At 46.7% G+C, this 21,750-nt stretch carries 11 protein-coding genes; all 11 read left to right on the top strand.

Features of this window, described 5'->3' with window-relative positions; genetic code table 11:
• The first annotated feature begins 51 nt into the window (after positions 1–51).
• The 11 genes from AB4Z08_RS18640 to AB4Z08_RS18590 all read left to right on the top strand — a co-directional run bounded on the left by AB4Z08_RS18640 (position 52) and on the right by AB4Z08_RS18590 (position 21,719).
• A complete protein-coding gene (locus AB4Z08_RS18640) occupies positions 52–3,069 on the top strand; it encodes a SusC/RagA family TonB-linked outer membrane protein (protein WP_441575275.1) in 3,018 nt (1,005 codons plus the stop codon).
• 39 nt (positions 3,070–3,108) lie between these two features.
• A complete protein-coding gene (locus AB4Z08_RS18635; RefSeq protein WP_441575274.1) occupies positions 3,109–4,686 on the top strand; it encodes a RagB/SusD family nutrient uptake outer membrane protein in 1,578 nt (525 codons plus the stop codon).
• A 43-nt stretch (positions 4,687–4,729) separates the two neighbouring features.
• Positions 4,730–6,349, top strand: coding sequence for a carbohydrate-binding protein (locus AB4Z08_RS18630; RefSeq protein WP_441575273.1), 1,620 nt, complete (start codon positions 4,730–4,732; stop codon positions 6,347–6,349).
• 8 nt (positions 6,350–6,357) lie between these two features.
• Complete coding sequence (locus AB4Z08_RS18625) at positions 6,358–7,419, top strand: DUF5007 domain-containing protein (protein ID WP_441575272.1); 1,062 nt, start codon at positions 6,358–6,360, stop codon at positions 7,417–7,419.
• 61 nt (positions 7,420–7,480) lie between these two features.
• A complete protein-coding gene (locus AB4Z08_RS18620; RefSeq protein ID WP_441575271.1) occupies positions 7,481–10,690 on the top strand; it encodes a SusC/RagA family TonB-linked outer membrane protein in 3,210 nt (1,069 codons plus the stop codon).
• Positions 10,691–10,719: 29 nt separating this feature from the next.
• On the top strand, positions 10,720–12,228 hold the full coding sequence (locus AB4Z08_RS18615; protein ID WP_441575270.1) for a RagB/SusD family nutrient uptake outer membrane protein: 1,509 nt from the start codon (positions 10,720–10,722) through the stop codon (positions 12,226–12,228).
• A gap of 11 nt (positions 12,229–12,239) precedes the next feature.
• Entirely contained in the window at positions 12,240–12,950 is a 711-nt protein-coding gene (locus tag AB4Z08_RS18610) for a fasciclin domain-containing protein (RefSeq protein ID WP_441575269.1), read from the top strand.
• 23 nt (positions 12,951–12,973) lie between these two features.
• Positions 12,974–14,575, top strand: coding sequence for a DUF5008 domain-containing protein (locus tag AB4Z08_RS18605; RefSeq protein ID WP_441575268.1), 1,602 nt, complete (start codon positions 12,974–12,976; stop codon positions 14,573–14,575).
• Between the two features lie 25 nt (positions 14,576–14,600).
• Complete coding sequence (locus AB4Z08_RS18600) at positions 14,601–16,358, top strand: alkaline phosphatase family protein (RefSeq protein WP_441575267.1); 1,758 nt, start codon at positions 14,601–14,603, stop codon at positions 16,356–16,358.
• A gap of 11 nt (positions 16,359–16,369) precedes the next feature.
• The gene (locus AB4Z08_RS18595; protein ID WP_441575266.1) at positions 16,370–17,815 is read left to right on the top strand and encodes a carbohydrate-binding protein; all 1,446 of its coding nucleotides are present in this window, start codon (positions 16,370–16,372) and stop codon (positions 17,813–17,815) included.
• Between the two features lie 70 nt (positions 17,816–17,885).
• Positions 17,886–21,719 (top strand): glycosyl hydrolase family 28-related protein, encoded by a 3,834-nt coding sequence (locus AB4Z08_RS18590; protein ID WP_441575265.1) that lies wholly within the window; start codon positions 17,886–17,888, stop codon positions 21,717–21,719.
• Positions 21,720–21,750: the final 31 nt, after the last annotated feature.

The following is a 21,750-nucleotide window of genomic DNA, read 5'->3' as shown; positions in this document are numbered from 1 at the left end:
TAAAACAGCAATGGCATGGTATATCATTTCTCATACACAAAATATTAGTTTATGCATTTCGTAATGCGACGCTGTGTAATATGTTTCCTGATCGGTTGCTTTGCAGCAGAAACAGCAGCGGCTGAAAACGTGAAGGCGCCGGAGATCTCCGGATTTTCAACTGCAATCCGCTACAGGATTCCGAAAGATACAACGGCAAAAAAGTTAAATGAGCGGGAAAAAAATGACAGCATCCGTAAAAGCAGGATCCCGGTAGATACCAACTACGTGAAAACCGCAGGCATGCGTAACAACGGCATTGATCTGAACAAAGCAGCTATTTATCCCTATTCTTCCCTGCAGCAAATGCTGAAAGGAGAGGTTGCCGGCGTATATATACAGGAACCCAGTGGTGAACCCGGTACTGAAATGGGCATGATGATACGTGGTACGGCCATTCCAATTACGTCGCATAAAGATATATATGACGCCCAGCCTCTGGTAGTACTCGATGGTGTTCCGCTCATCATGGATCATCCCTTTGCATTTGATATTCAGCAGTACGATTACAATCGCATTGGTCCTGCTACCAACCTGTTGTCGGCTATTGATCCCAACAACATTGCTTCTATTGAAGTACTGAAGGATTACGCGGCTGCAGCCATCTATGGCCCACGAGCTGCAAATGGCGGAGTGATTGCCGTCCGCACCAAAGCACCGGTGATCGGCGGCAGAAAGATTGCTTTCAATACCTGGTTCGGGATGGCACAGCAACCACATACCTATACCACCAATGCCAGATATGAAAATGATTTCCGGCAACCGTACTATAACCGGTACGCCAGCCTGGATAATATTCTTACCTATCCTATTTATCTGCGGGATTCTACTAACAGCGCGTATTACGGTCCGGCCAACTGGACGGACCTGTACTACGCCAATCAGTTGATACGCGGCGTGAATGCGAGTCTTTCCAGTGGCTCGGAGCGGGCTAACTTCCGCTTTGCTGCCGGTAACGAACAAATAAAAAATCCTGGTGACGATACCAGGATGGACCGCTACAATGCCATGTTTGAAATTAACATGGTACCGGTTAGCTGGTTAACCATGTCTGCCATGATCAACGCTACCCGCCTGGAACGCCAGCGCAACAGATCATTGCGGGACCGTTTTGCCGGTGTGCAGTATATGCCGGACCTGGGTGCACCATTGCCTCCGAATAAGGACGCTTATGGCGCCTACCTGGATGAATACAATAAATCTTTCGATAGAAATAAAACCAATTGTATCAACGGTTATTTCCGGCTGAAAGCAGCTATCAGCAACGACTGGAGTTTTATGTCCAGTCTCAGTGCAGATTATAATGAAGGTCTCCGGGATCTTTTTTATCCCAGCACGCTCATGGAAACGATTAACTACGTATCCAACTATTTTGGCTATAACCAGCGTGTAAGCTTTAATAACACCCTCTCCTTTCATCACAACTGGTACAGGAAGCATGACCTGAGCGTGGAAGCAGGACAGGTGTTTGAAGCCGATTTTAACCGGTACAATTACAGCTATGCATATAATGGCCCCAATGATCTGATTAAACTAAACCTGGTGAACTCAGATCCCGGCAATGGTAATTATTTATTGCCCAATGTATTTAACCACTCGCTGACCTTCATGTTCCTGGACAAACAGCGTCATCGCCTGGTGTCGTTCTATGGACGCGGTGTATACCGGTATAAAAATGCGTTGGACTTTTCTGTACTGGTGCGTTCCGATGGATCTTCCAGTGCACAGCCGGACAACTGGTGGACGGTATCGCCTACTTTCTCCGCAGGATGGAATATAAAAAATACGCTGCTGGCCGATCAGCAAGGCATCAGTGATCTCCGCCTGCATGGCAGCTGGGGCCGCATTGCACGCCTGCTCACAGATGACCGTTTCGGAGAAGGACCACAATATTTATCAGACCTGTCCTTCAGCAATAATCCGATGAAATTTTCCTATAACGCATTGCCCGGGCTATCCAGACCCTATTCTACCGGGTATGTGGGAACAGGCATCAAATGGCCTTATTCCGATCAGCTGGACCTGGGACTTGACATCAGTTTTCTGCAGCAACGCCTCAGTGTATCCCTGGATGTATATAATAAAACAGATAATAACATGCTGTTCAATGTACCGGGAGGTGCAGAGTACGGTTATACTTCTATCTACCAGAATGGTCTGAAAGTCCGCAACCGCGGGGTGGACCTGAGTGTACAGGGCAATGTTTTACCTAAGACAAGTAAGCTGCAGTGGATGCCATCTGCCAATATTAACTATAACCAGAACACCCTGCTGGCCTTACCTGGCGGCGCCACAGAAGTGATCACCGGTACCGGCGCCAACGCGCGGATGCTGAAAGTAGGCAGTGCCATCGATCAGTTCTGGGTGCTGGAAAATCAGGGGATCTATAACCGCGAAAAAGATGTACCATCTGCCCGCACGTATAAAGGTACACCGCTGTCTGCCGGTGATCCCATCTGGAAAGATCAGAACGGTGATAATGCGATTGATGATAAAGACAAGGTGCTGAAAGGACATTATCTGCCCCAGGTATCCGGTGGCTTCAGCAGCGATTTTGTGTACCGTAATATCACCTTCAGCTTCACCCTTTATTACGCAACAGGCAAGAAGATACTGAACCAGGATATGGCTAATCACCTCGACTTTGTTAATCGCGAAGGACAAACCACGATGGAGGCAGTGAAAGAAGTGACGTTCTGGCAAAAGGCCGGCGATTATGCCCGTTACCCGCTTTATAATCCGTGGAGTAAAGTAGGCGGCTACCGTGCGGACCAGGACCTGTTTCTCGAAAACGGGTCGTTCCTGAAACTGCGGAATATTTCCTTGCAATATGATTTTACAAAAACAAGATGGTGGAAAAAAAGCTCACCGCTGCATGGCCTTACCATATACGGTACTGCCAGTAACCTGTTCACGATCACCCCATATACCGGTGGCGATCCGGAGCTCATTTACTTTAACGGAGTGGATAATGGCTATGGACTACCTATTTCCCGGACGTATACGCTGGGTGTAAAAATGGATCTCTAGGAGACAGAAAATTAAATGAACAGCATAAAATGATTTTGAATGAAGTATTCATTTTTTTGTAGAAATAATTCCAGGAAGACACCGGTGGTAAAAGGGCTGTTGCTGATTTTGCTTTGTGTGACCATCTTTACTGGTTGTCAGAAGTTATTGGATATTGACTCCTCTCATGCCGTAGCGGAAAAGAACATGTGGAACTCGCACGAAGACACCCGCAGTGCGCTGATCGGCGTATACGGACTAATGCGCGCCGCACTGGCTAACAATAATGCTTTCTGGATGTACGGTGAATTGCGTAATGGCGATTTTGCTGCTGTACAACGGCAGGATATTGATGCCGTTATTAAAAATAACCTGCATGCGCCGCTGGACATGCTTAATGACTTGTCCAACTGGCGCCGGTTTTATGCGGTAGTAAATGCGGCCAATCTTTTCCTCGAACATGTAGGTGATGTAAAGCAGCGGGACCCGCGCTACAGTGAACAGAATATGAATGTAGATGTTGCCCAGGTTCGTTTCCTCCGCGCTTTTGCCTATTTCAGCATGGTAAGGGTATGGGGAGATGTGCCACTGATTACTACTTCCCATGATGGAGAATTTGTCAACAAGCCTCGTGATAAGCAATCGCAGGTACTGGCTTTTATAGAAAAGGAATTACAGGCGGCTGCTGATTATCTGCCTTATAATTATAGTTCGGATGATCCGCAGCAGCTGGGACAATATTACAACGAAGGAAAGGATAAATGGAATGGAGTACTGGCGAGAAAATTAAGTGCCTATGCACTCATGGCGCATGTGGCCGCGTGGCAGGCAAAGTATTCTTACGTAGCTGCCTATACGAAATTTGTACTCGATAATGCCGGAAAGGGCAGCCTCTCATTTGCCACCTCCGACCAGCTGACGGCACCCAATGGTTTTTTCTCCGGTCGTGGCGGAAATAATTTTATCAGCAACCACATGATTGCTTTTGATTTTGAGTTCAGCAACGGAGACGCTTCTTATTCCGGTCACCTGGAAGAACTTACGCTGGCAGCACCGTTGGTGTCTAAAAGTCAGCCGGAAATTTATGTGCCGAAAGATACTATCCTCGGCTTGTTCGATCAGAACGTTGATGATCGTTTCAGCCTGGATAGTATTAAAGGAGAACCTACCAGCGACCGTTATTTCACCAGCTTCGACAGTCATACGCCTATCTTCTCCAAAATAAAAGTAGTACAGGATGGTGCCACCTCAGATCCGGACTTCCGCATCTTCGGCAGTGCCATCATATTTACCCGGCTGGAAGAGATGGCCCTGTTGAGAGCAGAAGCCCTGGCGGTATTAGGCGACACCGGCGGATCCGCAGATCTGCTCAACCAGATTCGTGACCTGCGCAAACTATACCATTTTAATGCAGAAAAAGAAGGAGACCTGATCAATGCGATTTTCCGTGAACGCCGCAAAGAGTTGATGGGAGAGGGTTGGCGCTGGTTTGATATCATCCGGTATAATAAACTAAAGCGCAATGATCCCAGGTTCAACAAGCTGATTGATGAAGGAGGGATTTACTGGCCGGTAGCGGAAAGCTTGCTGTCGCAGAATCAGTTGTTGGTGCAAAACCCTTACTGGATCAACAAATAGACGGAACCCTCTTTTTCTATTATTAACTAACAAATTATTTCTCATGCGAAAGAACATATTTCGTTTAGGTGCAGTAACAGGACTGGTGGTATTGTTCTTGTATGCCGGGTGCAAAAAGGATAGTGGATATTATGCTGATGAAAATAAGCTGACAGCGTTTTCCGGTAATACCTATGATTTTTTGAAAAGCCAGCCGGGAGTATACGATTCTTTCCTGTTTGTGATTGATAAAGTGAACCTGACGGATAGCCTGAAAACAGGCAGTTTCACGGTGTTTGCACCTACTAACGCCAGCTTCCAGGAAGCTATTTCCAACATGAACAATCTGCGTAAAGCACAGGGGCGCCCTTTGCTTTACCTCAATACAGTAGATCCTAATCAGCTGGATTCGCTCACCGCGCGTTACCTGATTCGTGGTGTCATTCCGTCAGATAGTATGGCCGGACAGGATGGTATCAGTCTCCGGGCGGCGCGTTACGATTACGGCATGCACGGAAGACTGATAAACACCCGGGCAGAAGGTTATACGGAAGGCGGCCCCGGTACCATAGAATTCAGCAACACCAAAGGCGTGGTGTATACCAGGCAATGGGTGACCAGCAAAACGATACAGCTGGATATCAAAACACAAAACGGACTGGTGAATGTGATGGACAGGAATCACATTTTCGGGTTTGATGAATTTATAGGTCGCGTGAATCCTACGCTACCAGTACCTTTCAACGGAGACCCTTTACCGATCCCCGGCACTATTTCCTTTGATCAGTTTGACAAAGGTGGTGAGTCGGTGGCCTATCATGACAATGATCCTGCCAACAACGGCGGTAAATACCGTCCTTCCGAAGGAGTGGATATCCAGGATGCAGGCAACGGCGAAAATGGCTATAACATTGGTTGGACCAATTCCGGCGAATGGCTGGCATATACTGTACAGATTAATGAGGCAGGTGCATATAAACTGTTTTTCCGTGCGGCATCTTCCAAAGGAGCAGGACAGGATGCCGGCTCTGTTCACCTGGAACTGGATGGTACCACTATTACCCAGAACATAAAAGTAAAAGGAACAGATGGTGATCAGAACTGGCAGGATTTCCAGATCACTACCCGCGACCTGCCAACCGGTAAGCACTTGCTGAGAGTGGTGTATGACCTGGCGAATTTTAATCTCCGCTTTATGCGATTTCTGCCGGATAATAAAGCATATCCGGTACCAGGTACCATTCCGGTGGAAGAGTTTAATAAAGGAGGAGAGGGTGTGGGATATCACGATGCAGATGCGGATAATCACGGTGGAAAATACAGGACGACAGAAGGAGTGGACGTAGGTCAGGCGAAAATTGGTGGTGGCTATGAAGTAGGCTGGACCAGCGATGGAGAGTGGATGGACTATTCCATTGATGTACTGAAAGAGGCGGACTATTTCTTTACCGCAAGAGTGGCCAGCCCCAATGCACCTAACGGCAATAACCGTTTCCATTTTGAAATAGACGGACAGGATGAAACAGGGCCTATGACCTGCCCTAATACCGGCGACTGGTCCAATTATGTAAACATCACTTCTCCACGTACCGTACACCTCACCAAGGGGCCGCATACCATGCGGTTTTACCTGGAGAACGGCAACTACAATATCAGATCTTATACAATCAGTGAAGTTAAATGATGAACGCTATGTCTACCATGTTTAAATACCGGCTTACTGCTTCTCTTGTACTGCTGATCATAGGATTGGCAGGTTGCAAAAAATGGTTTCCCGAAGACCTGGACTACCTGAGTCCTAAAGCAGTATATACGCAGAAGTTGTTCACACCTGTGTTAGGACGTACTACTGTGTATTCTATGATTTTTAGCTCCGACAACTCTACCACACCTATCACCTTCAGGATGGTGAATGTACGGTACCGGTCTACCGGCGCGCCTACACATGACCTGGAAAAAGTAGTACCGGTTTGGGTGTGGAAAGAAGGGTATACAGGCAATGAAAAATCTGTGCAGGAGATCGAAAGTAAGAGAACACAGGAAAATCATCCCATCTGGGAAATAAGAGAAAAATCGGGGGACCTCGTATTATGGTCAGCGGCAGATAGCAGCATGCTACGGCAGCAGCCCGACTCCGGCTACCTGTTTGATGTAGTGGCCACAAATTCCGGTGGCAGCAATACTTACAAAGACATGATCCTGGATCCGATGCGGGAGTTGCCTTATAGCCCGGCTACTGATATTGATCCGCTTACCGGACAGCGAGCGCTTAAATATTCATCTGATTCTACCCAGATCACCTACCTCTATATATCTCCCAACATCAGCAATATGCTGGGCGACAGTACAGAGCTGCCTATCAAAGGGGATAGCGTAAGAGTGCTGTTTAGAAAAACAGGTACAGGTAACTCACTCACGTTTAAATTTCTGGACAAAGATAGTGCACTCATCAACCCGGCTATGTTTAACGCAACCGGTCCGCTGGATAGTTTATTACATGGATTTAATGTGAGGGCAACTCCACAGTATATCCGCTATGATGTGGCGTATCCTATACCCGTGATCAAGTACACTACCCGCTGGACAACCGGTGACGGTTCACAGACCAAAGTGAAATTTGCCTATGACAGGAAAGGCTATGGCGGCCGCGTGGAAAGAGGTACACTGGATTTTTCTTTTGCCATTTATCAGAAAGGTGATTGGGAAGTCCTCTTCTATTTCTTCGGTGATACGCCGCGGTTCAGGAATGAATAAGGCGGATATAATAACCCGGTAATGCTAGTGAATCACATTTTGACATAAATGATCTGGTGATATGAAACCAAATATATTTAACACATTTTTCTGCGATAACAGCCACGGGCATCGTTTTTACGCGAGGTGCATCCGTGCGGGCATAGGGCTGTTCCTGCTGCTGATGACGCAAACCCTGGCGCTGCAGGCGCAACAGGTGCCACAGACAAAAGTAACCATCACCGGAACGGTGAGTGATAAGGCGTCTACTGAAGCGATGGTAGGAGTAGGTATTATGGAGGTATCGGGCAAAGATAAAAAGGTCATCGGCGTAACAGATTCCAAGGGGAATTTCAGTGTAAAAATATCTCCCGAAGCGTCACTTACTTTTCGTTACATCGGTTACCGGGAATATACCGTAAAGGTAAAACCAGGTAAACCGGTGGATGTTCGTTTGAGTATCAGTGAAAGTAAACTGAATGAAACGGTGATCATCGGCTATCAGAATAAAACAAGAGAACTGACAACGGGCAGCTCTGTGATCATCAGCGGTAAGGACCTGCAGGATGTGCCGGTATCTAACGTTGAACAACTTCTGCAAGGCAGAGTGCCGGGACTGAATATCCAGAATAACACCGGTGCACCCGGAGGCAGGGGAATGATTGCGATCAGGGGATTGTCCAATATTACCGTCACCGGTAGCGGCGCCAATTCTTTTCTGTCGCCAACTTCACCCCTGTATGTAATTGATGGTGTACCCGTAGATGCAGATGCGAATTTTTCTTATGGCTTCCAGACTCCTGGCCCCGGTGTGAGCCCTTTGTCACTCATTCCACCGGAAGATATACAAACCCTGGAAGTATTAAAAGATGCCCAGGCCACCGCATTGTATGGCTCCAGGGCAGCCTACGGTGTAATTGTTATCACCACCCGGCGCGGAAGCTCCAAGATCCCGGTAGTACGTTATACCGGTAACTTCTTTATGAATACCACGCCTAAATTACGTGCTACCGTGGGCGGTAACCTGGAACGGCAGATCAGGGTGAAGGAAATTCTGCAATACGGTACTTACAATGACCTTCTCAATATGTCGAATACGCCTTTCCTGGCCGACAGTCTGAATCCCTACTGGAACAGCTCTACCAACTGGCAGGGTGTTTTCTATCAGAATACCTATAACCAAACACATGATATCAATATCAGTGGTGGCGATCCTACATTCAACTATAAAACGGATTTGTCTTACTACCATGAAAATGGAGTGATTAAAAATACGGGTTTCGATCGTTATGCGATTAACACCAATATGCTGTATCAGCCCAGCCCTAAATTGAAAGTATTTGCGGTACTGAATACCCAGGTTGGTAACCGCAAATTGGGTAGTGGTAATGGGTTGCTGCAAACGGGTGTAGCAGATAACGGGCAAAAATCTTCCCTGTTGCCGGCGCCTTCCTTTTACCAGAGTACTGCTGATTACCTGGGCGCATTGCAGGTAGAGAATAATAATAAAACCCTGAACCTGACAGGCAGTGTAGATGTAACTTATCAACTGCTGGACGGATTAAGTCTGAGTTCCAATGTGAGCTACAACTATGGTTCCAATACACAGGATGAGTTTACGCCGGCAGCTGCCAACAATGATTATTCAAGGATCAAGGCATATGATGACCGTAACTTCCAGCTGTATAACCGCAATAGCATTACTTATTTTAAAAGTTTTAACAAGAAGCACAACTTTACGGTCACAGGCTTCAATGAAATTTACAATAAAGGATTTCAGGCAAGAACAATACAGCAGGAAAGATTGCCGAATGACCAATACCAGGGACCGTTGGGTTATGGTGGTGATGCGTCTAAAGGTGGTGGATTGCTGGGTAGTTATTCCGAAAACCATAGTGCTGCTTTTGCCGGTTTGATTTCTTACAACTTCAAACAGAAGTATGTATTTGACGCCAGCTATCGGATGGATGGAACTTCCTCTTCGGGATTTGATAATCCGTATTCCAAAAATCCGTCGCTGGGTGTAAGGTGGAACTTCAATAAAGAAGACTTTTTCGCTGATAAAAAATGGCTCACCTACGGTTCCCTGCGTGGTACCTGGGGGCAGAATATTGTCCCTTCGGGAGATATTTTCTCTATCTATGGTACCTATCGCCCCAATGGTACTTACAATGGCAATCCCAGGATTGGATCTGACTTTAGCCAGTTACCCAACCCTTATCTGAAACCAACCACTACTACACAGTACGATTTCGGCGTGGAAGCCGGTTTCTTCCAGAGCAGACTGGAAGTATTGTTTGACGTGTACTATAAATCTGTGGAGAACCTGTTGCGCTCTAAAGTGTTGCCGGATATCAGCGGTTTCGATTATGTGAATACCAATGAATCGGCCCTGGCAGATTATGGTTATGAGCTGATGCTTACCTTCCGGCCGTTAAAACCCAGCAGCCCGGTGCAGTGGAGTATATCAGTTAATGGTGCGCTGAATAAAGATATCCTTACGCGCTTACCTGGCGGTGCCCGGCAGCTGATACAAACGGATGGCGGAACAGGACAGAAAATTCTTTACAGGGTAGGCCGGAATTCACTCAGCAATTATTTGCTGACTACGCAGGGCGTATTTAACAGCACCGCAAATGTTCCCATCGACCCGGCTACCGGTTTAAGATACCGTACTGCAGGAGGAGAATATTTCCAGGGTGGTGACCCTAACTGGGTTGACAGAAATGGCAACTACATCCTGGATAACGATGATTACGCTGTGGCGGGTAATTCACAACCACTGGTAACAGGAGGGTTACAGTCTTACCTTACCTATAAAAATTTCACATTCAATATCAGTGCTTCTTATATCGCTATCAGGGACATCCTCAACGATGCTTTGGCGAGAAGACTGGCCTATCTCGGTACCCCATTCGATCAGCGATCTATTGTGAATTTCAACGACATCGATTACTGGAAAGGCAGCGGCAGCAGCGCCACTTATTCCAATCCATTCGACTATACCCGCGCCGGCGCTATTAATCCTTACAGAGCTGATCAGACGCTGTTCCAGGAAGATGGTTCTTATTTTAAGATCAATACCATCACCATCGGGTACCTGTTGAATAAGAATATGACGAGCCGCTATGGATTAAAAACAGTACGTGTATATGGTACCTGCAATAATGTAAAAACCTTCTCGAAGTATAGCGGTCCCAATGCGGAAAATGTGTCTGCGCTGGGTCGTGATCAGTCAGATGGTTACCCGATACCACGCTCCTGGAATGTAGGTTTGAACGTAGAGTTTTAAGATAAATGTTTATTAAAAAGTTATTGATCATGAACCGCAAGATTATCTGTTTACTCGCATTATTGCTTGCAATGGGTCAAAGTGGCTGTAAGAAATTCCTGAACGTGAAACCACTGGACAGGCTTTCGGGAAATGCCTTTTTGCAGGATAAAAAAGATGTAGAAAATTACCTCTGGGATAACTATGGATTACTGCGCGATAAGCTGGGATCCTGCCCGTTTTTACCCAATGCCGGCGATGTAAGGTCGGGTATGATGGCAGAGTCGCCGGAGGAAAAAGGACGTGATTATGTGCATTACGTTTCGCAGAATGACCTGGGCACTTTTATCAGCAAAAGAGGTAATGATGGATTATATCACTGGGGCGAACTTACCCGCTGGGAAGGATTTTATAAAGTGATACAGGCGGCTAACGTGTTGTATTATGAGATAGGTAACAGGAAGATAACAGGTTTGTCTGACGCGGATAAGAAACGTTACCGTGCAGAAGCCGTGTTCCTGCGTTGTGTGAGCTACTGGATCATGATCAGGGTATGGGGAGATGTACCCTATTATAAAGAAGCTTACTTCAGTGATCCGTTGCCGAGAGAAAAGATGGTAACGGTGGCGAAGAACTGCCTGGATGACCTGAAGAGTGTAAAAGATGATTTGCCCTGGGTATATGCCGAGCCGGCCTTTGTAGGTGTGCGTGCTACCAAGGGTGCTTTACTCGCATTGATGATGGAACTGGACCTTTGGAATGCCGGCTTTGACAAACCCAATGCAAAAGGATATTATCAGCAGGCAGCTGATATGGGCAATGAACTGGTGAACAGCGGGCAGTATCAGTTGTTGTTGTTGAGCGACTACCGTAAGTTGTTCCAGGGACGTACCAAAGAAAGTCTTTTTGAAATTGCGCAGAATGCCAATTACAATGAAATCATCCGTTTTAATACTTTTTCTGATTTCGTGTTGCACTTCCCTTACAAAAGACCAGTGTCTACTCACCAGTGGAGTTATTCTTATTACCGTGCTTCTTTTCTGACGATGCTGTTTCCTACTGGGCAGCCGGATGCGCGGGTGCAATATTGGTTTGATGAAAATATGCTGGCAGACAACGGGGACTTTCAGTACCTGAAGTTTGTGAACATATACGCCATCACCGATAACGAAGATTATAACCCGGACGGTAACGTGATTCTCTTCCGTTATGCAGATGGTATATTGATGCTGGCAGAAGCGGAAGCAGAGCTGGGCCATGATGCACAAGCGCTGACCGCATTGAACCTGATTCGCAGCAGGGCATTGGCGAATCCATTGTCCGGTATAACAGGACCGGTACTGAAAGACGCCATCTTTGCGGAAAGAGCCCGGGAGCTGATGGGGGAAGGACATTACTATTTCGATCTCGTAAGAACAGGACGCATATTCAATTCCAAATGGTGTTATTATCCGCTTACCCAGTTACAATTTGATCAGGGTGGATGGACATGGCCGCTGGACGCATCTGTACAGAACCAAAATCCTTTTGTGCAATTAAATACTTACTGGACCAAGTAAAACCATCAACTATGTACTCACTTAAAAAATATAGCCTGCTGCTAATCATTGCGCTGACTGGATTGTTCGCCTGCAAGAAGGATGATTATTATCTCGACTCGGGCTTAGCCAATCCTTATTTTAAAGGCAATGTGGTGGATTACCTGAACGCGAAACCTTTTTATTTCGATACTATCGCTGCCATTGCAAAGCTGGCGGATATGGAGAATATACTGAAGTCAGATACAGTTACTTTTTTTGCGCCCACAGATTATAGTGTACAGAACCTGATCGTATGGTGTAATAACAGTTTATACAACAACGGCTATGATACCATCCGGTCATTACAGGATGTACCGAAAGAGATCTGGCGCAAGTATCTCAGCTTCTATGTTTTCCATGGCGCCAATCAGCTGAAAGATTATCCGCAGATTGATTATTCACTGCTGATCAATTTCCCCGGACAGACCTACTATTCCTGGGATATGCAGCCGATGAACATTGGCGTAGTATATAATTCAGATAACGGCGTGAAGTATGTAGGATACCGGCAGCTCAGCATTTCCTATATCCCGGATATTTCAAGACCTACCAACTGGATGACTTCTATGGTGGCTTCCTGCAATATCATTACTGATAATGGAGTAGTACATGTACTGAATGCAGGACACAACTATTTTGGATTTGATGCGAACAAATTTACGCAGGATGTGCAGGCGGCATTTGCCTCATCCGGGAAGTAAAAAATACCTAAAATAAATATCGGATGATAAAACGCATATATAAATACCGGAACGTACTCTTTTTATCAGGCATTTGTGTGTGGCTCTTTACCAGCTGCACAAAAAAAGAGAAAGTGTATGATGATCCCTACGCGGGTGGTAAGCCTGCATTGGGGATCAAAATGAGCACAGATTTTCCGAGTCCCCGTTTAGGAGATCCAGGTACTACAGTTACTTATAAAGCCAGCGGCCTGGCGCCTTATAAATCCAGTCTGCAGTTTTATTTAAATGGAGAGCTGGCACAAATATTATCTGTAGACAGTAGCAGCATCCAGGTGAGAGTACCGGAGAATGCCAGCACCGGTATAGGATACGTTACCGTGGGAGACCGGATTGTTTTTGGACCTGTTTTCCGGGTAAATGGTAAACTTGGATTGGATAATACCTTCAAAGCACAGGTAGGTTCCAACGGCTACATCAGCAACGCTTTCCCTTTACCGGATGGCCGGTTAATACTCACCGGCGGCTTCTCTGACTATGAAAACAAAGGAGCGGTAAAACCACTGAACCGTATCATACTTACTTCCAAAGACGGAGAGCTGGACCGTTCCCTGCAAACCGGTACCGGTGTTGGTGGCTACCTGAATACGATTGCGATGTTGCCGAATGGTAAAATGGTGATCGGTGGTGGATTCTCCACGTATGATGTGCATCTTGGGGAAATCAATAACATCACGGTATTAAACAGTAATGGCACTATAGATAGTATGGTGGTAAGAACATTTCTTGACCGGGATACTGTACCGGCATTTAATGGCGGAGTAGATGGTAATGTGCAGAAAGCATTTGTGCACGGCAATACCATTACTGCTGCCGGTAGTTTCAACTACTACCTGCAACGGGTATACGGATATTCCGATTATCGCCGTAAAAGAGATTCCCTGGTCACAGATTCTGTAAGAATAAAGAACCTGGTGCGTTTGTTTGCAGATGGTTCCCTGGATTCTTCCTTTAACTATAACTTCCTGTTGCATCGTAGTAATGACGGTCCTAATGGCCCTGTTAACGATGCTTTCATGACAGAGGAGGGGAAGCTGATCCTGGTAGGCCGTTTTACAAAGTACAACAATGAAGCTGTCAATAACATTGTGCGGCTGAATACGGATGGTGGTATTGACCGTACTTTCCAGACAGGTAGCGGCACCGATTACGCGATTTCATCTATCACCTATAATCAGGCCACTCGCCGCTATACCTTGTCAGGTAGCTTCAACACTTTTGATGGGAAAGTGCAGAACGGTCTTGTAATGCTGACGGAAGACGGCGCAGTGGACCCTGCGTTTAAGGGGACGGTGCGAAACAGTGAGGATAGTTATTCGTATGCGAAACAGTTGTCTAACGGGATGGTGCTGGTGAGTGGTTATTTCAAAAGTTACAGTGGTGTGCACCGTGGCCATTTTATGTTATTGGATCAAACAGGCGCGCTGGCAAAAGGATATAATACTACCGGCGACCTGGATGGCCAGGTGTCCGGTGTGTTGGAAACCAGGACTTTTTCCGGTCAGTTGCAGCTGTTGATCACCGGTGGCTTTTCCAAATTTGATGAGCAGCCCGCCGGTAATATTACCCGGCTTTTACTTAAATGATCGTAACATTTTAATTCATTGAAACATGCCAAAGAATAAAATAATGCAGGATAGGTGGATGGTGTTATACCTGCTGACAGGGCTATTGATAGGAGGCGCCTGCAACAAGGGATTTGACCGTGTGCTGGAACAAAAGCAATATACAGACACCACGAGCGCTAATGTAAAAAGCCGTAAAGTTCTGATGGTGATCATGGATGGTGCCCGCGGTCAATCCGTGCGCGATGCGAACGCCCCCAATATTACGGCGCTGACAGATCATGCCATTTTCAGCTGGAACTCTATCACCGATACGCAGATTGCTGACTATACTACCTGGGCGGATCTTCTCACTGGCGTGCACAAGGAAAAGCATAACATAGACGGCAATACACTGGATGGTAACAATCTTCAGAACTTTCCGGTGTTTTTCAAATACATCAAGGAAAGAGCACCGCAAATACGTATTGCCGCGTTCAGTGCTTCCGATGACCTCGGCAATCTCGTTTCCAATGCGGATGTAAACAAAGTATTTGCCGATGATGATGCAGCCGTTACCACTGCAGCAGTGGGAGAACTGGCAACAGACAGCACCGGCCTCGTGATGGTGCAATATAATGGTGTGGACGTGAATGGCGCACAGTACGGATACGATGTGAGTGTGCCTCAGTACAGAGCTGCTATTCTGCAAACAGATGACTACATCGGAAAACTGCTCAGCGCAGTGAAAGCCCGTAAAAATTATGCCGGCGAGAATTGGATGGTAGTTGTGGTATCTAATCACGGTGGCGACTATACGATACTCCCAACAGAAGATGATCACACGATTCTGAGTAATCCGAAGGTGAACAGCTTCGTTATTTTCTCTACACCTGAATACCTGCCTTCCTTCGTGGATAAGCCGTATACAGGTAACCGTTATATCGGCAAAGGCGTACATTTTTTTGGTACAGATGTCAATGCAGTATATGCCAGTATCAATGATGTAAACCGCAACTATGATGTTGGTGATACGACGAGTCTCACGCTGGAGTTTAAAATTAAAGTACTCCCCGGCGCCAATGGTGACTATACCTACTCCAATACGGCTGTGTTTTCAAAAAGGGCCTCCCTGGATGCCGGTGTAACCGGATGGGCAGTCGTACTTAACCAGAAGAAATGGCAAATGAATATTGGTCAGAATGTACCGGGCCAAACCAGCAATATCGTTGTAGATGGTGCGGATATCAGTGATGGCAACTGGCACGATGTAGCCGTAGCCATCATTGCAGATACCACAGGCAAAAAGAGGACGGTGAGGACATTTACGGATGGTAAATTCAATAAAGAAGCAGATATCTCTACATCAGGAAATATTAACAGTCCTGCACCGCTGATAATAGGTTACCTGCCTTATGCAGGCAGTTATCCTGCGCCGGATATGTATATGACGGAAATTAAAATCTGGAGTCGTGCGGCCACAGATGCCATTATTAATTCCTACGCCTGTGAAACCAGTATGCCGGGGAGTCACCCGCTGAAAAAGTATGAGATGGGGTACTGGTCGGCCAGAGACGGACAAGGTGGGATACTGAAAGACCAGAGCCAGATTGTAACGGATTTTCAATTGAAAGGTGGTTATGGCTGGCTCAACTTCAATGACCTAATTTGTCCTGCTTCTCCGGCTAATATCGGACAGCTGATGCCGCAACCGGTAGATGTAAGCCGACAGATTATGGACTGGCTGCAGGTGTCGGCAGATCTGCGCTGGAACCTGGATGGCAGGGTATGGACAACAAAGTATGTGAATATGAATAACAATTAATTCTTTACCCGATGATACATCAATTTAAATTTCCGCTTTGGACCCTGGCGGGCTTTCTGGCAGCAACAGTGCTGTGTTGTAAAAAGCCAGACATTAAAGGTGAAGAGATTACTGTACAACAGGTGAATGTTTCTTTCAGAGACACACAGGTGAAAATACCTATGGGCGATAGCAGCTATACCAAAACTGCCGCTACTGTGGATATTCCGATACGCATTGCACTGTCGGATGCGGCGCCATCCCGTTTTAATATAGGCGTTACCGTTAACTATGATACCATCAGCCAGATGATAGCAAATAATACCTTGCCGGACGGCGTGATGCTGGCGCAGGAGAATTATATTTTACCTACTACTGTAGATGTACCTTTTGGACAGGATCACGCCGAGTTTACCCTGAAAGTAGACCTCGCCGTTTTTGAAAAATATTATGGCAAAACGCTAGCACTGGCTATTGAGCTGACAAATCCTACCAAGCAGAATAAACTGGACGCCACAAAGAAAATAGTAGTGGTACAAATCAGCACCACGGGTATTGTGCCGATAGATCAGATCCACTATATTTATTTTGCAGACGCCGGCAAAACGATCAGTGTGCCGGTAGAAAGACCCAAAAATTATACGGTAGGTGCCGGTATCCTGAATGTGCCACTGAACGTAAATTACACCAGTACCGCGGGCACCGGATTTTACCTGAAACTGAGCCCTAACCAGGATACCATTGCGAAACTAATTGCCGCCAATGCGCTGCCAGGTACCGTAGGTATAACAGCCGCAGATTTTTCCCTGCCGGATTCTATCGCCTTCAGGGATTTTAATAACTCGCTGTCTTTCCCTGTAACAGTGAAATTAGCTGCATTGACAGCCAACCCCGGTAAAAAGATAGCATTGGCAGTAGACCTGATTACCCCTTCTGTTTACAAACTGGATTCCGCCAAAAGAACGATGGTAGTAGTAGTGGATGCCGAGGGCCTAAAATATAATCCATATTCCGGCACTGCCCTGCAACTGCCGGCTGCAGTAGGTGCCTCGGTGACCATCCGGGCGGCAGACTTTGACCTCGGTGGAGAAGGATGGGGATACCATGATAATACAGACGCTAATATTCCCAATACCTATCGTCCCAATGAAGGTGTAGATATTGAAAATAATGGAGGCAACATCGGATTTACTGCCGACGGTGAATGGCTGAAATATACCGTGGAATCTCCTGTAACAGGAGACTACGATATTGGTATCGCCCTTGGTACGCCTAATGATGGCGATCGAGGTGTACATGTGGAAGTAGATGGTGTAAATCAAACGGGCAGAATACCATTTACCAAAACCGGTGACTGGAGCGCCTGGGTGTATTTTCACGGCACCCTGCACTTAACGCCTGGTAAACACCTGGTGAAGTTTGTGTGGGAAACAGGTGACACCAATCTGAGAGATTTTGTATTTACCCGGAAAAACTAACCATTAAATGGGGTTGTTCATTGCGGAACAATCCCATTCTTTTTTCTCTGAAAACCTTTAACCCACGTATATGAAAACTACCTGGTTATTTCCCCTGAGATTTTTATGGTTGCTGGCCGCATTATCTGTTTCGCTGACAGCACAGTCGCAAACATGGCAGCTGATTAACCCACTTTATCCAACTAAAGACGCGTTTGTAGCCGCTTATTCCGTTGCCAATTATGGCGCCACCGGCGATGGTGTGACAGATGTTACGGCCATCTTTCAAAGCCGCCTCGACACCCTTCGCATATTGGGCGGAGGTACTTTGTTTGTTCCGCAAGGAAAATATAAGATCAGCGGTACGCTGATTATTCCCAAAGGTGTTACCCTTCGCGGGGAGTGGCAGAAACCCGTAAAAGGCCAGGCCCTTACCGGCACTATCTTAATGGCTTACTCAGGCCGGGGCGATGAAAATGCCACGCCGTTTATTACCATGGAGCCTTCTTCCGCTGTAATGGATATGACGATCTGGTATCCTGAGCAACTGCCGGCTACCATCACAGCATATCCTCCGGCGATCGTTTTTGGTAAGCCCAATTATTTTGGTAACGACTTCTGTAACGCTAAAAATATCACCTTTGTCAACGCCTACAGCGGCGTGGTATTCTCCCGCTTAAACGGTGGTAGCTGCCCTATTATCAATGGTCTTTATGGTACACCACTTTCCCGTGGCATTGAGATCGATAACATCGCCGATGTAGGACATATTGAAAGCATCGACTTTTCACCCGCTTATTGGTCTGGTTCCGGCCTGACCAACGCACCGGCTGCCGGTAGTTCCTTTGAAAGCTGGATCTATCAGAATGGTACGGGCATTGTGATGCGGCGCAACGACTGGACCTACACCTGTTTTGTAAATATTGAAGGGTATAACAAGGGCTTTCATGCAGCCCCTTCTATTGCCAGTGTAGGAGCGGTTCCCAACGGTCATAATTACGGGATGACCTATACGAATTGTAAAACCGGCATCTACCTGGAAGTGGTGAGTTCAGATGGAATAATGTTTGCCCGCTGTAAAACAGTATCCTGTGAAACCGGGGTATCTATTGCTGCCGGTACTTCTGGTACCGCACAGTTTCATACCTGCACCATCGGAGGTAATTTAAACAGTATCAGTACTAACCCGGCCTCTACCACCCGGACCATGCTGGAACAATGCACCATCACAAAAGGAAATGTAGATATTGGTGGCGGCTCCCTGCTGGCCTCAGATAACGACTTTAATAACAACCAGCCGCAAATAGCACTGGGCAACAATTCCAGGGGCATCATTACCGGTAATCGCTTTTCAAAAGGAGTGAGTATACAAAACAATTCTTTGTACACGAGTACCATTGATCATACCCCGCTTACCCTAAAACCATTGCCTGCTTTTCCGGATGTAAGCGCGGAAACAAAGAAGCCGGCAAGAACCGTGTTGTACATTGCCATCAACGCGCCTTTCAATGCCGTGCATGACGGTACCACTGATAATACCAGTGCCATACAGGCTGCATTGAATAAAGCTTCGCAGGATGGAGGTGGGGTGGTATTTCTGCCACCAGGAAAATATAAAGTTACCGGGCATCTGACGGTTCCTTCCGGCGTAGAGCTGAAAGGATCTGCAGATCTCAGTTCCGTACCAATGGGGCCTGGTAGTATTATAGAAGTGTATGCAGATAAGAATAATGCCAGTGGTACCCCTTTTCTCAAACTATCTGCCAACAGCGGCGTGAGGGGCATGACGTTTAATTACCCGGAGCAGGTATATTCCAACTTGCCAAATGCGCCGGCCTATCCTTACCTGATACAGGTAACCGGCAGCGATGCCTATATTGTAAATGTAGGTATGCGGGCTACGTATAGTGGCATAGACCTCTTCACCTACAAATGCGATAACCACTATGTAGACTTCGTGGCGGGACACGTATTTAAAAATGGTATCCGGGTAGGGGGTAATTCTGCCGGAGGCAAAATTTATAATTTACAATTTAATACCATCGTATATGCGGCAGGCGCAGAATCAAAGTTCGGCAGCTGGCCCAATTCCCCTACTGGCAGCAACTCCGGCGCTTATGACTACAACTATGCTAACCTGGATTTTCTGACATTGGGTAATTGCCAGAACGAAATATTATACAACGATTTTGTGTTTGGATCGCATAGCGGTATCGTGTTGAAGTCAGAAAATGGTAGTGGACCTTCAGGGCTGAGCCTGGGATTAGGTATTGATGGCTCCCGCAACAGTATGCGTTTTGAAGGCGCCGGCGCCGGTGGCATAGACTTTATCAACTCGCAGATTGTAGCTTATGGAGACACCACTACCACCTATATTTCCACACAACCATCCTATACCGGTTCTACTACCTTTTTTAATTCCGACTACTGGGGCAATCCCGGTAAAGGACTGATCATGAATGGTGGTACGCTGAATATGCAACAGGCTAACTTTCATCAGCCGGGGCAGCTAAGGTTTGGTAATATCAGTACCGGTACACTCAATGTACATAACTCCGCCATATGGCCGGTAGGCGCTATTTTAAACGGTGGTGCAGGATCACATCTGTCCGCCCGCAGTTCCATCATTGACAGCTCACAGTTGTCTACCGGCGCCACCGCCTTATGGAAAAACAACCTGGGCAATCTCTGGGGCGTATCCATCGTAGGGGCGATGGACCGGCAGGGTTGGACAGCCAGCGCCTCCGTGAATACAGGCAATGCTAAAAACGCATTGGACAGCAATGCCACGACCCGTTGGGATACACAAGGCTCGCAGGTAAACGGGCAAACCTTTACGGTAGATATGAAAACGGTGAATACCTTTCATGCTATTGTACTCGATGTGAGTGGCAGCCCGGATGATTCTCCGGCAGGCTATAGTGTATTTACTTCGAATGACGGCGTTAACTGGGGCAGCACCATTGCCACTGGTGTAGGCAATACCGGCATGACCCTTATAGCATTTACCGATAAAACAGGAAGATATATTAAGATGGTACAAACAGGCGCCAAAGGCAACTACTGGAGCATTCATGAGTTTTACGTATTTGGTAAAGTAGATGTGGCCAGTGTAAGTTTAACACCTGTTTCCGCCACGCTCTATGTGGATTCGATGAAACAGTTGACCGCCACTATTCTGCCCCTAAATGCCACCAATAAATCCAAAATATGGACCTCTGGTAATACGGCAGTTGCCACGGTGGATAGCAACGGCCTGGTAAAAGCCAAAAGCCCGGGTATAGCAGTGATCACTGTCTCCACTGTGGACGGCAATAAAACGGCCATATCTACCGATACGGTGATCATACACCCGTTTTCACCCGGCACCGGGCTCAAAGGAACAGGCGTACCATTCATAAAAGCATTTCATTATAAGGAAGAAGTATCCATCGATTGGACTGCCATGGCCAACTCGCCATGGGAGCGTTTTGTAGTTGAATATTCGGAAGATAGTCTGCATTTCTATGGTCTCGAAGCCATGGTCATAAAACCTGTGAACCGGGGATACCGGGCAACAGTGCAGCAGCAGTCTACTGGCCGTAGCTACTACCGCCTCCGTGCCATCAGCGCAAACGGACAAGTGGGATATAGCAATATTGCAAAAATAGCGGCAGGTGAAGCGGCAAAAGATATCTCCGTATATCCGAACCCGGTAGCAGGACAACAATTGCATGTACAGCTCGGAGATGCTGCCACCGGACAGTACCGGATACGGTTACTGAATATTACGGGGCAATCGGTATTTGAAACAACGGTACACGTAACTAATAAACAAATGACGATCCCTATAACATGGCACACTAAAATATTAGCAGGTTACTACTTGCTGGAAGCGGTGCATACCAACGGCCAGCGATTTGTAAGGAACGTAGTGATTCAATAAAGCTGTTAATTGTTTATTATTCGATCTGATA

The sequence above is a fragment of the Chitinophaga sp. RAB17 genome, from assembly GCF_052114225.1.
Classification (GTDB): domain Bacteria; phylum Bacteroidota; class Bacteroidia; order Chitinophagales; family Chitinophagaceae; genus Chitinophaga.
Note: the sequence above shows the minus strand (reverse complement) of the source record. Positions and strands in the feature narration are given on the sequence as shown.

Bases quoted from the DNA above. Each gene is read 5' to 3' on its own strand.
- AB4Z08_RS18595 (WP_441575266.1), top strand. From the start codon at position 16,370: ATGATACATCAATTTAAATTTCCGCTTTGGACCCTGGCGGGCTTTCTG.
- AB4Z08_RS18615 (WP_441575270.1), top strand. From the start codon at position 10,720: ATGAACCGCAAGATTATCTGTTTACTCGCATTATTGCTTGCAATGGGT.
- AB4Z08_RS18600 (WP_441575267.1), top strand. From the start codon at position 14,601: ATGCCAAAGAATAAAATAATGCAGGATAGGTGGATGGTGTTATACCTG.
- AB4Z08_RS18640 (WP_441575275.1), top strand. From the start codon at position 52: ATGCATTTCGTAATGCGACGCTGTGTAATATGTTTCCTGATCGGTTGC.
- AB4Z08_RS18605 (WP_441575268.1), top strand. From the start codon at position 12,974: ATGATAAAACGCATATATAAATACCGGAACGTACTCTTTTTATCAGGC.
- AB4Z08_RS18630 (WP_441575273.1), top strand. From the start codon at position 4,730: ATGCGAAAGAACATATTTCGTTTAGGTGCAGTAACAGGACTGGTGGTA.
- AB4Z08_RS18610 (WP_441575269.1), top strand. From the start codon at position 12,240: ATGTACTCACTTAAAAAATATAGCCTGCTGCTAATCATTGCGCTGACT.
- AB4Z08_RS18635 (WP_441575274.1), top strand. From the start codon at position 3,109: ATGAAGTATTCATTTTTTTGTAGAAATAATTCCAGGAAGACACCGGTG.
- AB4Z08_RS18625 (WP_441575272.1), top strand. From the start codon at position 6,358: ATGTCTACCATGTTTAAATACCGGCTTACTGCTTCTCTTGTACTGCTG.
- AB4Z08_RS18620 (WP_441575271.1), top strand. From the start codon at position 7,481: ATGAAACCAAATATATTTAACACATTTTTCTGCGATAACAGCCACGGG.
- AB4Z08_RS18590 (WP_441575265.1), top strand. From the start codon at position 17,886: ATGAAAACTACCTGGTTATTTCCCCTGAGATTTTTATGGTTGCTGGCC.